We start from the raw sequence: 14,891 nt of genomic DNA on the forward strand, positions 1-14,891 counted from the left end.
TGGGCTCCGCCTGTCTGCTCGTCTTGTGGACGATTTCCCGCCGTTCTTCGCGTCCGTCGGGCACGATTCCGATGACGGGCTGCCGCCCGCGGTCTACCCCGTGGGCGCCACGCCTAGCCGCTGATAAACGGTGGCGCGCTCCTCGCGGAACTGGCGCGTGTAGAGGCGGTAGTAATGCCCGCGGGCGCGGATCAGTTCCGCGTGCGTGCCCATTTCTTTGATGCGGCCCGCCTCAATGACGAGGATGCGGTCGGCGCGGCGGATGGTGCTGAGGCGGTGGGCGATGATCAGGCTGGTGCGCCCCTGCATCATCACGTCCATGCCCCGCTGGATCAGGGCTTCGGTGAGGGTGTCCACGGAGCTGGTGGCCTCGTCCATGATGAAGATTTGCGGTTCGGCGAGGATGGCGCGCGCCAGGCTGATCAACTGCTTCTGTCCCACGGAAAGCAGGTTGCCGCCTTCCCCTACGTTTTCGTCGTACCCTTTTTCCAGGGTGGTGATGAAGTCGTGCGCGCCGGCCAGGCGGGCGGCGGCCATGATCTCTTCGTCCGTGGCGTTCAGGCGTCCGTAGCGTATGTTCTCGCGGATTGTGCCGGCAAATAAATGCGGCGTCTGCAATACCATGCCAATACGAGACTGGATCGCCTGCTGCGTCAAATCCGTGTAATCGTGCTCCCCAATCAGAATACGCCCCGCCGTCGGTTCGTAGAAGCGCGCCAGTAGATTGACAATCGTTGACTTGCCGCCCCCCGTCGGCCCCACCAGGGCAATCGTCTCCCCCTGGCGAATGCGCAGGTCAAAGTCCGCCAACACCGGCTTGCCCGCCTCATACTGAAAGCCCACTTTCTCAAAGAGAATATCGCCGGCCACAGACCCGGGATCGATGGCCGTGGGCTTGTCCTGGACATCCGGCAAGGCGTCCAGCAGCGAGAAGGCCCGTTCCGCGGAGGCGATGGATTGCTGCATTTGCGCATAGACCCGCGCCATTTCCTGCACCGGCCACAGCATGAAGGTGATGTAGCTGATAAAGGCTTGAATATCACCCACCGTCATCGACCCGACGAGCGCCAGCCGCCCGCCGTACCAGACGACGGCCCCCACGCCCGCCGCCGTGATCAACTGGACCACGGGCAAAAACAGCGCGGACAGCCAGGCGGCGCGGAACGAGGCCTGGTACATATCATCCGTGAGCGTCTGGAACTCAAGCAAGTCGCCTTCTTCGCGCGCCAGCGACTTCGTTACGCGCACCCCCGTGATGTTTTCGTTGAACGCGCCCGTAATCTTGGAGTTGACCTTGCGTACCAGGCGGTATTCTCGCAGAATCTTGCGCTTGAATTCCGCGGCAACGATCACCAGTATGGGCACGCAAAGCAAGGCGACCAGGGCCATGCGCCAGTTGATGGCCAGCATGAAGATCGCCGCCGTGGTAATGCTCATCACGCCCCAGGTGACGTCCAGCAATCCCCAGGTGACCAGCTCGGCGATGCGCTCCGTATCGGACGTGACGCGGGACATGATCCAGCCAACGGGCGTGCGGTCGAAATAGGAGAAGGAAAGCGTTTGCAAATGGTTGAACATCTGCCGCCGCAGGTCGTAGCGGATGCGCTCGCCGAGAACGCCGGCCAGGTAGATGAAGGTGAAGACCAACCCCGCCTGGACGACCATGATGCCCCCGTAGCGGACAAGAAGCTGAACCAAGCGCGCCTGGTTCTCCGCGACAATGCCTTCGTCAATAATCAGCTTGCTCAAGTACGTGAAGTATGAGTCTACCAACGAAGCCAGGGAGATGGCGACGAGAAAACCAACCAGACGGGGCCAATGGGGACGCGCCTGCGCCAGAATACGCAGCACCGTCTGGCCGTTAAACTGGGTCTCGAATTCTTCTTCTTCAAAGTAAGCGTCGCTCATAAATCACTCGCTGTTTGCGCGCCACCAAGCGGCAACCATCAACTGACAATCTTCAGGTATGGCGTTGCGCAAACCTGGTCTGTGTTCAAGAATCCGCTGAAGCGTCCACTCCGGAGTTGAGGCTTTAGCCGGGTCACTCCGGAGTTGAGGCTTTAGCCGGGTCCACTTATCCTTTTGCGGGTTAGAAGGTCACTTCAAGCGTATCCAACAATGCCGGCATCTATTCTTGGATGCGCCCTATCCGCTTTTCTCAAACGAGTGCGCCAGATCCGCTTCCAATTCTTCCTCAATGCGTGACTGCAGTTCGAATATCTCGCGGTAGGGACCATCTTCGGCCAGCAGTTCCGCGTGGCGACCAAATTGCACGATCTGCCCCTTGTCCAACACCAGGATCAGGTCCGCGTTCATCACCGTCTGAATACGGTGGGCGATAATGAAAGTGGTGCGTCCGGGCAGGAGCAGATTGAGCGCATCTCGAATGGCCGCTTCCGTCTCCGTGTCCACGGAGGAAGTGGCGTCGTCCAGAATGAGAATGCGCGGGTCTTTGAGCAGTGTGCGCGCCAGGGTGACGCGCTGCTTTTGCCCGCCAGAAAGGGTAACGCCCCGTTCGCCTACGAGCGTGTTGTAGCCGTCGGGAAAGGTGAGGATGACGTCATGGACGGCGGCGGCGGTGGCGGCGGCAATCACCTCTTCTTCGCTTACGGACCGGTCTACGCCGTAGGTGATGTTCTCACGGATGGAACGGGAGAAAAGGAATGGCTCTTGCTGCACAATGCCTATTTGCTGCCGCAGATAGTGTGGCGGATAGTCGCGCAGTTCCACGCCATCCAGGGTGATGCTGCCTGCCGTGTAGTCGTAGAAGCGGGGCAGCAGGTTCACCAGCGTGGTCTTGCCGGAGCCGGTGGAGCCAATAAGGGCGATCGCCTGACCTGGGGAGGCGTGGAAGGTAATGTCTTGCAGGACGGGTGTCTCGTCGCCATAGGCAAAGCCTACGTTGTTGAAAATGATGTCGCCCTGAATGGGGCCATCGGGTTGGTGGACGCCATCGTAAATCGGTTCCCGGTCGGCGCGGATGATGTCCACGACGCGCCCAAAGGAGACGACGCCGGTAGACAGGTCAACGATGAGACGCCCCAGGTGGCGCATGGGCCAGATGATCCAGCCGAGAATGCCCAGATACGCGAGGAAGGTGCCGATGGAGATTGTGCCGGCAATTGCCAGCCGCGCGCCAAAGTAATAGCCAATCAACAACTGCGCCCCCACCAGCAAGTCAGACGAAGGCCAGAAAGCCGCGTGCATGATCAACAAGCGCCGTCCGCGCTGGAAACGCTCCCAATTATCCTGCTCAAACTTATCTTGCTCATACGCCTGCCGCGCAAACGCCCGCACCACGCGAATACCGCTCAGATTCTCTTGCAGCGTCGTGGAGAGCTTTGCTTCCTGCTCCTGAAACGCCTCGTACAGGGCGGAAAGACGGCGGAAAAACAGCACGGACGTGCCCAAGACGATGGGAATGAGAACGACGGAAACGAGGGCCAACCGCCTGTTGAGCGTGAGCAAGGCGATGAAGTTCACAAAAAAGAGGAGCGTAATGCGGCCCACGCCGATTGCCTGGTCCTGGTAGAAGCGGCGCACCTGATCAACGTCGGAAGTCGCCCGTTGAATCAACTCGCCGGCGGCGGTGTGGTCGTGGTAAGTGAAGGGCAGGCGTTGGATGTGGTCATAGAGATAGTCGCGCAGGCGGCGGGTGATGCCCTCGGCGGCGGCGGCGGACCAGCGCCCGCTGAAGTAGGTGAAGACGCCCTGGAAAAAGGCCAGAGCGAGAAAACCCGCGGCCACCAGCGGCAGTTGTCCGCGCATCTCGGGCTGGCCCAGGACATTGTCCGTGAAGTAGCGAATGAGGTAGTAGAACGCGGTGCGGGCAACGGCGGCCAGACCCACTGCAAGGGTCGCGCCGAAGTAGAGCCAGCGAAAGCTGGTCAACAGCCGCCACATACCGCGTAACCGGTTAGGTGTAACGATTTGTTTGTGGTCGAATGAAGATGCCGATGCGGTCATGCTTAATCCTTGCCGGGACAGACAGAAGGTTCTTGCGGAGCAAGAGTGCTGCACAAGGGTATCCTGTTCGCATGGCGATTACAACTGGACGGTAGGACAGGTGCGACGGGTCTCAATCAGGCGTAGTACGCGCTACGTTCTGTGGATAAAGAGCCGATTTTCGTGGATAAGACATTTGTTCTGTTGATAACCCATATCATAACATAGGATGGGATGCCGGCCAATATACTTTTCCTAATGTGCGCCGCACCCGTGGATGGTGCATAATTACACACACCTTCCCGGAAGCTATTTTGATGGGGAATGGATCGAGCTTCCGGGAAGGTTTAGACGATTCATGACCACCTTCCCGGAAGCTGTTTTGATGGGGAATGAATGGAGCTTCCGGGAAGGTTTAGACGATTCATGACCACCTTCCCGGAAGCTGTTTTGATGGGGAATGGATCGAGCTTCCGGGAAGGTTTAGACGATTCATGACCACCTTCCCGGAAGCTGTTTTGGTGGGGAATGAATGGAGCTTCCGGGAAGGTTTAGGTTAAATGAAAAACTGGTGGAAAAACCCGGGCCGTCGTTTTGGCCTCCTCACATCTGGATTCGCCCTTCTCTTCATGGCACTCGTCTGGCGGCAGCAGTGGCTGCCGCCGCTGCCGGCATGGCTCGCAGGCATCACCCTGGTGACGTTCTTTACATTTGGCTACGATAAGGCCATCGCCGAAACGCCGCGCACGCGCATCCCGGAAATTATCCTGCTCTTTTTAACGTTTATTGGCGGCACGGTGGGGGCTGTTGCCGGCATGTTCCTCTTCCGACACAAAACCGCCAAACGCAGCTTCCAACTCAAATTCTGGCTCGCCGTTTTGCTTCAGGTTGTCCTCGTGGCCGCTTACGTCATCTGGCTGCGCCCCCAATAAAAAAGGTGCGCCGCACTTCTCAAGTGCGGCGCACCTTTTTGATTTCTAACTGCCACCTACCCTCAGGCGAAAACGAGCCAGGTAAGCGCGGAAAGCGGGTGTATTTGCCGGCAGCCCATACCGCCAGAGCAAATAAGCGCGGTTGGGGAAGAGCTGCCGCCAGGTATAACACAGCCGCAGCCGCCAGTTGGGGAGCGTCAGCCCTGTGCGCGCCACTTTTAGCCACTCACGCCGCTGTGCGCGCTGAAACCAGCCCTGCAGCGGTCCCGCTCTTAGCCCCTCGATGGCGGCGCGATGCGGGGGCGGAATAGGCGCGTGCCAGGCCTCCATGCACCAGCGCAGCGTTTCCCGCGCCGCCAGCCCTAACCCACACGCCGTCGCCCGCGCCAAAAACGCATCCCAATCCACTGCGCAGCGGCGCAGCAGATGCCCCACGTCTGGCCCCACGCGCACCAACTGCCCTTGATGATGGTAGAAATGGTGGGCGCACAGGTGTAGCAGTTGGTCTTCCGGGCAAAGGACGCGCACGGGCAGGCCATCCAGCGCCGCCAGTTGGCTGCGTCGGCGCAAATCCGCTTCGGGCCAGCGGCGCGCATAGTAGGGGATGTCCAGCAGCGCCCAATGCAGTTCGACGGAGACCGGTTGCCAGCCGCGCCGCTGCAACAGCCGCTCGTTCCAGAAGAAGCCGGATTCGTTGGCGAAGGGGAGCGGTTGGAGGGGCAAAAACCCGACCCGCGCCAGGCAATCCTCGGCGGCGGGCAGGGCGGAGAAGGGGATGAGCAGATCGAGGTCGCTCATGGGGCGCAGCGCCGGATTGTCGTAGACGACGGCGAGCAGGGCTGTGCCTTTGAGGAGGATGGGTTCGATGCCGGCATTTTCCAAAGCGCGCAAAGCCGTGGCAAACTGAGGCAGCAAATAAGCATTCAGCAAGCCCGCCTGCGCGTATTCTTGTCGCAAAGCCGTCAGCACGTCCGCCGACGCTTCCCCCGCCGGCAAATCGCGCGCCACGTCATACAGCAGCGAGGCCAACCCCAGCGCCGTGGCCTCCGCCGCCAGCGCCGGCCAATGAACCTGGGGACGAATCGCCGCCCACGTCGCGGCGGCTTGCGGCGCGTACCGGCTGGCCAGCGCCAGCCGCAGCGCGGGCGAGACGCGCGGGGGCATCTGTGTCATGACCAGAGGCGTCCCGGCAACGCGGCGGGGTCCGTCAGGTCAAAAGACGCATATTGGGCGGCGTGGGCGGGATCGGTGTTGAGGATGTTGCCGGCATATTCCACCCAGGCGTGTGCTTGCAGATGGGAGGAATGCCGGCATACACCCAACCGCAATTCTGCCGCATACCCCCGCCGTCGCAGCCACGTCCACAGCAGCAAAGAGCGCTCCAGGCAAGTGCTGCGGAAAGGCAAATAGTGTGCGGCGATATGCACCAGGCGCGCCAGATGATGTGGTTCGACCGGAGTGGCGGGGAATGCCGGCATTCGCGCCAGTCGGTCCCAGGTGCGCGCCAATCCACGCCAGCGCAGCCAGCCCGCCACCCAAATCAATCCCAGCCACGCGATGATTAATGCCGGCAGCATCCTCCAGGAAACCTCATCACCGACGGGGATAACGCGCTCCATTATGACGCCTCCTCCAGGAGCAGCGTCACCAGGTCCGCCGCCGCCAACGTCTCTGCCAGTTCCCGCAGGTCACGCGCCAGGGTCGCCTCGTCTACCTCGTACTCGGCCAGCAACGCCAGGACAATGGCGCTCAGGTGATTTTGCGGGGGCAGCAGTTGCCAGAACCGCGTGCCCACGCTGTTCAGCCCATAGTATTGCCCCGTTTCCAGGTCGAGCAACACGGATTCCCCGTCCAGTTCGCGGAACAAAACGTGGGGAGATGGAATGATTAGGAGGGAGGACATTGATTGGAAGGCAGAAGGTAGAAGGATGAAGGGGGGGTTTGGGGGCGGGGGGGTGGGTGGTTAGTAGATGCTGGACGTGGGGGAGTGCGTTGCGTTGGCGGGGGTATTGGAGACGATTGGCGCACAGTTTTGCGCCCAGTTGTGTGCAAAAATCGAAATGGCGCGCCAGCAAGGGGGGCGGGAACAGTTTCGCGGCAATGGTGTGGCGCGCCAGCAGGAGCGCGGTGTCCACGGGAGTGAGGGGGGACAGTGTGAGTTCTCCCTCTGCCAGCACATAAACAGCGCGCAGGGGGAGAGACGTGGCGGTGGTTGTAACCGGTAGCGGCTGCGGAAAATGCGGCCAGCACCACGCGGATGCGGTGACGGGCAGCACGTCGTCTACCAGTCGCGGCCAGGTTGGTGACAGATAAGCGGCGAGGGTTGATTTGCCTCGTCCTGACTCGCCCAGGAAGGCAATGGCTTGCTGTTCCACGATGACGGCGCTGGCATGCAGGCAAAAGGTGCCTTGTAATGCCAGCGCCAGCACGAGGGCGGAACTAAGCAGGGGGTGTGGTGGCGTGGGAGAGGGGGAGGAGGATGCCGGAATTTCCTCTATCAATCGCCCCCTATTCCCCACCACAACGACGCCCCCATCCTCGCCGGAAAGCCAGATAGCGTCCGCCGTCGTCTGGCAGGTGACCCGCCGTAGCGCGCCTCCCAGGAGACCCACGTCCGCGAAAACAGCGCCGCTTTCGTTTGACCGGCGAGGACGCGGCCATGCGGGAACGGGGTGCGGCGGCAACAACTCCGGTGCGTGTGGCAGCGCAAAAGGGGCGAGATCGGCGACCGGCTGGCTGCTAACAAGCGTCTGTCCGGCAACCTGATAGGCGCGGGGGGCGGGAGCCGTATCCGTGGGTGGCAGCCAGAGTGTAATCACAGGCCAGAGCGTTCGTTCCCGTGAAAGTTATTCATGCGTAGGGCGTGCCATGTTGGACGAAAACGATCCCGGATAACGCCAACTTTTACCCGTGTCTATCCGCGTTCGTCCGCGTCCTGTTTCCAGGCCAGCGTCAACTGCTGCGGAACCCGAACCCTTGCCCACTCTCAAATTCAGGGGCGGGGGATGGGCTGAGCGTGAGGTCGCGGACGTCGCCATAATGGGTGAGTCCCGGTTTCGCGTAGGGCTTTTTCACCGGAGTGGGCGAGGGCGTATCGGCCTGTTTCTGGAGGGGGACATGCGGTTCTGAGTGATCAGTCATCAATGTTCCTCAAGCGTTATGGGGGATCGGTTATCGTTTGCGCCCGGCGCGGGCCAGAAGCGCCGCAACCACAGTTCCAGGCTGAGGCAGAGCCAGAGGAAAGCGCGATTTTGCGGCCAATCGGGGCCAAATGCAAGCGCCCGGCGCAACCAATCGGCGCGCACAAACTGCCGCCGCACGATCTGGGGTTGGGACAGGATGGCGCGCACGGCGCTCTGTTCCCGGTGCAACAGCCCTTTGTCTAGCAGGGGGGCCAGGCTGGTTTTGTCCGTGCGTTCGCGCACAAGGGCGGGCAGGTCGGACTGCATGGCCTGGCGCAGCACCCACTTGGAGCGATGGGGGCGGCCCAACTGGTCGGCGGGAATGGCGAGGGCGAATTCCACCAACCGCCGGTCCAGGAAGGGGTCTATGGCTTCCAGGTTGTGCCGGTTGTAAAGCTGCCGTGCCGCCGCTATGCCCTGGGGAATGACGCTCAACGTCAGGTGACGATAGCGTGGCCATTGACCCGGCGCGGGGAAGGCGGCTTCGCCCAGAATCTGATCACGGCGAGCGGCTAGTCCGGCGCGACGGATCAGGTCGGGGTGGAGGGCGGGATTGAGTGGCAGCAGGGGGCGCGGTCGCCAGCGGCGGTAGGCGTAGCGGACGCGCCAGGGGAGGAAGGGGCGCAGACCGTATTCCCATACGTCCTGGCGGGGGTTGATGGTGGCGCGGTGGTGGCGGAAAATGCCGGCAATTTGCCCCCAACGACCATCCCGTAGCATATCTAGTAGCCAGTAGCGGCTGCCGGCAAAAAGCAGATCGCCATAGTGCCCCGTCAGCAGAATGCGACACCCTGCCTGTTCCGCCGCCTGCATCACCGCCAGCGGCAGGCGCACAAAAGGGTCCGCCATGACGAAGTCCCGCTGCAACGGCCAGGTGGGCAGGTCCGCCAGCGGCCATTTGTCGTCCCCGTTGATGAAGGTCGTAGGCAAATCATACCGCGCCGCTACGGATTCAATCATAGCCCGTTCGTCGCACTCTGGCAGCGCGTCAAAGACGTAGGAGAAAGCGTGCAGCCGCCGCGGCAGGCGGGGGGCGGCCAACGCCGTCACCGCCGCCGAATCAATGCCGCCGCTGAGCGAAACGCCGACTAATCCTTGTGCCGGCAGGCGGCATCTCACTGCCTCTGCAAGCAGTTCGTGGAAATGGTCCGCATAGGCCTCTGGGCGCGCATAGCGCAGCCGTCGTTGGGGATCGGCATCCCAATGACGCCAGCAGCGCACTTCCGTCGCCGTAATCAGCAGGCTGTGAGCGGGCGGGCAGTAGTAGATGTCCTCGTAAAACGTTTCCGCGTGTTCATGCCAGAGAAACGCCAGGTAAGCGGCTACCTTACCCTCGTTCAGCCGGGGAACGAGGGTCGGATGCGCCAGGATTTGCTGGATTTCGGAAGCAACGAGGGCGTGGCCGGCATCAACGTAGTAGCAAAGATCGCGCACGCCCAGGGCGTCGCGGGCGGCGAAGAGGTGTTGGCAGCGGGTGTCCCAGAGGGCAAAGGCGAAGTCACCCAGCAGATGCGTGGGCGCGGCTATGCCCCATTTCTCATAAGCGAGGAGAATGAGTTCGCTGTTCGGGGCAGCGAATCCGCGCCGGGGATGGAGTACGGCGACCAGGTCGGCGCGGTTGTCGAGGCGGGCGTCGGCGGTGATGAAGATTGTGCCGGCATCATTGGCGTGCGGGCAGGGAGCGGTGACATGGGGCGCATACCCAAAGTGCTGATGCGCCAGGGCAATCGGGCCTTGCTGCCAGATGGCTTCGCCCTCTGGGGCACGGTGTGGGCTGGCGGCCAGCATCGTGGAAACAAGGGTCGGGTCTACGGGTTCGCCACGGCGATTTAGGAGAGCGAGGATGGCGCTCATGTAAATGGGAGAGAAGGCGCGGCGCACTTTTGCAGTGCGCCGCACCGTATTGAACGGCCTACGGCGCAACCATCAACGCGGGATCGCCGAGGAGGGTCCAGCCGAGGAGAACATCGGTGAGATCGGGGTTGGTTTGGGCCAGGTCGGATTTGGCTTCCTGGATGGCCTGGCCGATGGTCATGCCGGGTTGGCTGAGGCGGGGGATGAGCCGTTCGCCGAGGGCCTGGTCGGAGGTGCTTTCGGTGATGGTGGATGCGCCGAGGACGGCCGCCGCGCCGCCGCCATTGTGCAGCATGAAGGCGTGGGAGAGGGTGTCGGCGGCCGGTTCGACGAAGTAGGTGTTCCAGCAGCCGTATTGGGTGACGATGGTCGGGCGGTCGGCGTTGGTGAGGTTGGCGGCGTCGCTGGCGTTGAAGAGACCGGCGAAGGTCCAGCTATCGGGACCGGAGTGGCCGAAGTAGCTGGTGAGGGCGACGCCGTTGTTGATGCTGTCGAGGAGGAGGGCGCGGGCGTCGGAGAGGCCGAGGGTGTCCATGTAGGCGGTGGTGATGTTCCAGCCGGGGGCGAGTTGGGAGATGAGGTAGTCACTGCTGTCGGTGAAGGAAATGCCGGCATCCACCTCATCCGCCGCGAACACCCCTGTAAAGCCGTAATCCTTATTCACATACGCCAGCGTCTTGGACACAATGTTGTCCAGTTCCGCTCCCGTGCGCACCGGCAGGCGACCAAGAGGCAGGTCCGGCAGCCGGTCGCCATCCACGTCCACATACAGCGCATCCACCGGCGCGAACGTCGCGTACGGTCCCGTGGCCGCGTAGAGGGAAGGAATGAAGCTCATCGAACCAATGCCCAGGTAATCCAGGTAGTCGTAGGTGTCGCCGCCCACGAGCAGCACATACTGGATGCCCATGTTCTCCGCCGCGTAGCGAATGTATCGCTGGATGGCATATGGATCGAACTCGTTGTCGCCAAACTGGGCGTACACGTCGTTCACATCCACAACTTTAACGGCCATGCCCTGCGACTCGTGGTACTGCACCAGGGGCGCCAGTCCGGCGATGAAGTGAGGATGAGCAATCATGAGGTAGTCGGCGCTGCCGCCGGTGATGTCGTGGTAAGGCTGCCCCAGGGCCAGGGTGGGCGTGGCCACAGCCGGATGGCTGCTGATGACGTAGGTGGCGCGCCACGGCAGGCCGCGGAAGGTGAGGCGGTAGGTTCCGTCGCCGTTGCCGGCAATTTGCGCCTGCGTGATGCGGGTAACATTCCCACCAGAAAGGCGGTAGATGGCGGCTCCCGCGCCGGCGGGCAGCCCCGTCACCTGCAACACCTCGCCCGCCGCCTCGAACGTCAGCGCCCCATCGCGGACAACAAACGCGCGTGGATAAGTGAGGCTGATGTGATCGAGAATAACCATGTCAAACATCGTGCCCAGGTCGCCCGGCAACGTCAACGTCACCACGTTATCCCCTTCTTGCAGCAAGCCGGGCGGCAACACAACCGTGATAGGATGGCCGACCACGCCATCGAAGAACTCGTCCGCCACCGGTACGCCATTGACGGCCACCTGGATGTGATGGTCGGGCGATTCATCCCACTCGTTCAGCCCCCACACATCTACCGTGAGCGTGGCGGCAGCCGCCCCGTCTACGAGATGGTCAACGGGCAGCGTGTAATCCTGACTAAAAGGTGCGCCATAGGCCAGCAGCGCCGTGTCGTACCAGGGGTCTCCATTTTGCGCCAGGAAACTGTAGGCATTTTCCGCGCCTGTGGTCACCGTGTCCATGTAGAATGCCGGCGGCGTGCCATTGGGTATGGGGTTGTTGTCAAAGCTGACCCAGGTGTTCGCCATCGCCGCGTTTAGGGTGTACACGTTGGTGTGGGTGTATAGCGTATCCAGCGCCCGCCCGTAGAATTCGATGACGGTGTTTGGACCAACGACGCCGCGCGGCTGCGCGTAGATGGGCACGGGTTGGCCCTGGTCAAAGAGGCTGAGGCGGCGCACCGGCAGCCCGGCCAGGTCAATACCCAGGTTGAGCAAATCCTGATAGGTGATGCGGTAGAGACCGTCCGCGTGGACTTGCACCTGGATGCCGCCACCGGGGTTGAGCGCCAGGCCGGGCGTATTGTGGCGGGCGTCGGTGAATTCCGCCTGTGTTTGTGGCAGGATGTCTTGTCGGCGTGCGGCGGCCTGCGCGTCGTGTTCGGCGCGGATGGCGTCCCAGTCAATGGCTTCCGGTTTTAGCTCACGACCCGCGGGTTGGCCCAGTTTGAAGGGACCGTGGAGGCGCGTATCGCCGCGCACGTCCACATCTTCCACATAGAAGGTATCCCCGGAGACGCCGGATGCCGCGTAGCTGTACGCTTGCGGGCGAGTGGAATCAATCGTTGCCGAGGGGATGATCTGCTCGTTGAGGCGTTGGAGGCCGTTGTCCGTCACGACGTACAGGTTGAAGCCGGCGTTGCCTGTTTCTGTGGCCGTTTGCCAGGTGAATCGCACCTGGTCGCCCACGCGCTCGCCGGCGAAGGCGGAAACGGTGACAGGCACGACGCCCAGTTCGCAGGCGTGGGCAAGGACGTTGGGGGCGTAAATCGTGCTGAAGGCGATAGGGGGTGACCCATTGAGGTAGTAGTCGAGTGGGATGGAGGAGTAGATGACTTTGCCCAGGCCATATTGGTAGGAGAAGGTGACGATTTCGTCCGGGTTGCCACGGGTGAGGATGAGGCGGGCGGATTGGGGAAGGGAGGCGGCGGCGGTGAAGCCGTGTGAGGAGGAGCTGCCGCCGTCGAGAGAGCCGTTGTCGAGGACGCCGCCGGGGCCGTCGGTGACGTAGGTGGTGTAGTCGCGGATGTCTATGTTGGAGCCGTCGGCGAAGTCGCGCAGGATGTTGAAGCCGCTGCCGCCGGGGAGGATGGATTCGGCGCCGTCTACGTAGCGGTCGTGGATGATGAGGGACATGCCGGCATAAACCGCATCCGCCACACTATCCAAACGACTCACATACTCCGCTCCATAAGCGCCATTATCAGGATTTTGCACAAACAAAATGTCAATGTTCTGCAGATCGGCGCTCGTCAGATCATTCAGTTGAATAGCCGTCATTCGCGCCGTGTTAATCGGCGCCACCTGGTTTGCGTTACCGCTCCCCACGCCCATGTCGTAATAGCCCACATTGGTACAGCCGTTGCTGGTGTACGTGATACGTACATTATCCACCAGCCAGCCAAAATAGTTGTTGGCAATGCTATCCAACGAGTCAAAACGGAACTGCAGGCGGATGCTTTGACCAATGTAGCTGTTCAAATTGAAACTGCGCGTATACCAGACCCCTTCCTGGTTCCCTTCGCCCAACAGCGTGTAGCTTCCCCCGCCATTGGTGGAGATTTCCACGTATCTGTTGTCATAAAAACAGTCGCCGCCGCATTCGCTTTGCTCATAGCTGTCAAAGAGCAGGGTCACATTAGTCGCCCACGGAGGAATAGGCACGTCATTGTTTAGCGTCAGCGAACCGGAAGTTGTTCCCACGTCAAAGTTGCAGATGTTGTTTTGCCCGTAGTAGGCGGCCTGGTTGGGCGTGGGGAAAGGCGCTTTGCTGGCCCCACAAGTTTCACTCTGTGTTTCCAGATTCCAAAGGCCGCCGGGCGTCCATTTAGAAAGACCATCTTCAAACGTGTCATAAAAAATGTAAGGGCCTTTGGGGTAGACGTAACGCACGGCCACGGGGGCGGAAATGTTGGATGTGCCATACTGATATTGCAGCCCGATAGTGCCGGAGGCGTTCTCAATGCCCGCCGAGTGATTCCCGCCGTCAGATGGCGCGGCGGCGTAGTGGACTTCGATGTTGTTCGTCGTCTCGTAGAGCTTATACTGCATCGTAACAGCATTACCGGTGCCGTAATGCTGTATATCGTTGAACTCCACGAGCATACGGCGATACGGATAGGTTCCCAAAAGCTGGTAGCGAATTGTGCCGCCATAATTGGGGTTGAGGTCCTCCCACCAACCGGCAATCGTGCCATTCGGGCTGCCTGTTGAGGGCAGAGGCTGCCCGGAGCAGCAGCCATTGGATTGGCCGGAGAGGAGGGTCAAGAAACCATTGGAGCTGATGTAAAACGAAGAGTAGTCCGTGCCGTAGTAGTTGAAATTGAAACCGAAGCTGATGGCCCCGCTCACCTGGTCGTCGCCAAGTGAGACGGTGGTCGGCGACGGCAGGGTTTCAAAGTTGTAAGATGGGCCGCTGGGATAAGCGGACGTGACGCACGTATAGCCGAAACCATCCGGTCCGCCGCATAATCCGCCACCGCCCCCGCCCTCATCCCCAAATAATTGGAACATCTGGTCGCCGACGCTGGTCATGCTGCCATAGGATGAGCCGGAAAACTGGGCCATTTGCCCATTATCGGGTGTTTGCACGGAGTATTGGCCCATTTCAAAGCCGTCGCCGGACAATCCATACCAGTAGGTTTGCCCCGCCTGGGCCGTGAAAGGGGAGGAGAGGTCAGCCGTGACGCGATAGCCCCCGGTCGGCTCACTCACCCATTCGGTGGGGAAAACAGATTCGTAAATCAGGTAGTTGCCCGGCACCCCGCCCGCGTCGTCCAGAATCTTGATCGTCACCGTGCCGCTTTGCGGACCAATGCAGGTGAAGATGCGAATGGACGTGATGTTGGTGGTCGCGGCCAGGGTGGCGTGTTCGGCGAAGTTCTGGCTGGCGGTGTAATTGGACCAACAACCGGCATTGGAGCCTGTCGTTGGTCCCTGGTCAAATACGAGGGCATCAATGGCCTCAATCTGGCTGAAGGGTTCAACCCCGACTGTATCATTGGGAGTGGCTTCCAGTGTTGCCTGTTCGGCATAGGTGCGTACGCCGAAGGCCAGGAGCAAAAAGAGGACCCGTATGGCTTTTTTCATCATGTATCTCCTGGGGGGAAGGGTAAATGGAGGAGGAATTGCGAGGGGCGAATGACGAGAGACGAGGAA

The 14,891-nt window shown here is 61.2% G+C and carries 10 protein-coding genes; 2 read left to right on the forward strand and 8 right to left on the reverse strand.

Features of this window, described 5'->3' with window-relative positions:
* Window positions 1–93 precede the first annotated feature (93 nt).
* Window positions 94–1,908, reverse strand: a complete 1,815-nt coding sequence (locus H6650_02390) for an ABC transporter ATP-binding protein (protein ID MCB8950842.1) — start codon at window positions 1,906–1,908, stop codon at window positions 94–96.
* A gap of 237 nt (window positions 1,909–2,145) precedes the next feature.
* Entirely contained in the window at window positions 2,146–3,966 is a 1,821-nt protein-coding gene (locus H6650_02395; GenBank protein ID MCB8950843.1) for an ABC transporter ATP-binding protein, read from the reverse strand.
* Between the two features lie 608 nt (window positions 3,967–4,574).
* Here H6650_02395 and H6650_02400 point away from each other — a divergent pair.
* Window positions 4,575–4,877, forward strand: a complete 303-nt coding sequence (locus H6650_02400; protein ID MCB8950844.1) for a DUF1294 domain-containing protein — start codon at window positions 4,575–4,577, stop codon at window positions 4,875–4,877.
* 45 nt (window positions 4,878–4,922) lie between these two features.
* On the opposite strand, the gene H6650_02405 is transcribed toward H6650_02400, so the two are convergent.
* Genes H6650_02405 through H6650_02415 form a run of 3 tightly spaced genes read right to left on the reverse strand, consistent with a single transcriptional unit; the run spans window position 4,923 to window position 6,780 of the window.
* Window positions 4,923–6,050, reverse strand: coding sequence for a nucleotidyltransferase family protein (locus H6650_02405; GenBank protein ID MCB8950845.1), 1,128 nt, complete (start codon window positions 6,048–6,050; stop codon window positions 4,923–4,925).
* Window positions 6,047–6,496, reverse strand: a complete 450-nt coding sequence (locus tag H6650_02410; protein MCB8950846.1) for a lasso peptide biosynthesis B2 protein — start codon at window positions 6,494–6,496, stop codon at window positions 6,047–6,049. Before H6650_02410 ends, H6650_02405 begins: the two co-directional genes overlap by 4 nt.
* Window positions 6,496–6,780: a PqqD family protein gene (locus H6650_02415; GenBank protein ID MCB8950847.1), complete on the reverse strand. Its 285-nt coding sequence runs from the start codon at window positions 6,778–6,780 to the stop codon at window positions 6,496–6,498. Before H6650_02415 ends, H6650_02410 begins: the two co-directional genes overlap by 1 nt.
* Window positions 6,781–6,847: 67 nt before the next feature.
* Between H6650_02415 and H6650_02420 the strand changes: the two genes are divergently transcribed.
* Window positions 6,848–7,102 (forward strand): hypothetical protein, encoded by a 255-nt coding sequence (locus tag H6650_02420; GenBank protein ID MCB8950848.1) that lies wholly within the window; start codon window positions 6,848–6,850, stop codon window positions 7,100–7,102.
* Window positions 7,103–7,829: 727 nt separating this feature from the next.
* On the opposite strand, the gene H6650_02425 is transcribed toward H6650_02420, so the two are convergent.
* From H6650_02425 to H6650_02435, 3 genes are read right to left on the reverse strand one after another with little or no spacing between them, the layout of a single operon-like run.
* Entirely contained in the window at window positions 7,830–8,018 is a 189-nt protein-coding gene (locus H6650_02425; GenBank protein MCB8950849.1) for a hypothetical protein, read from the reverse strand.
* On the reverse strand, window positions 8,018–9,958 hold the full coding sequence (locus H6650_02430; protein ID MCB8950850.1) for a hypothetical protein: 1,941 nt from the start codon (window positions 9,956–9,958) through the stop codon (window positions 8,018–8,020). Before H6650_02430 ends, H6650_02425 begins: the two co-directional genes overlap by 1 nt.
* A 13-nt stretch (window positions 9,959–9,971) precedes the next feature.
* Window positions 9,972–14,825, reverse strand: a complete 4,854-nt coding sequence (locus H6650_02435) for a hypothetical protein (protein MCB8950851.1) — start codon at window positions 14,823–14,825, stop codon at window positions 9,972–9,974.
* Between the last annotated feature and the right edge of the window lie 66 nt (window positions 14,826–14,891).

The sequence above is a fragment of the Ardenticatenales bacterium genome (assembly GCA_020634515.1).
Taxonomy (GTDB): domain Bacteria; phylum Chloroflexota; class Anaerolineae; order Promineifilales; family Promineifilaceae; genus JAGVTM01.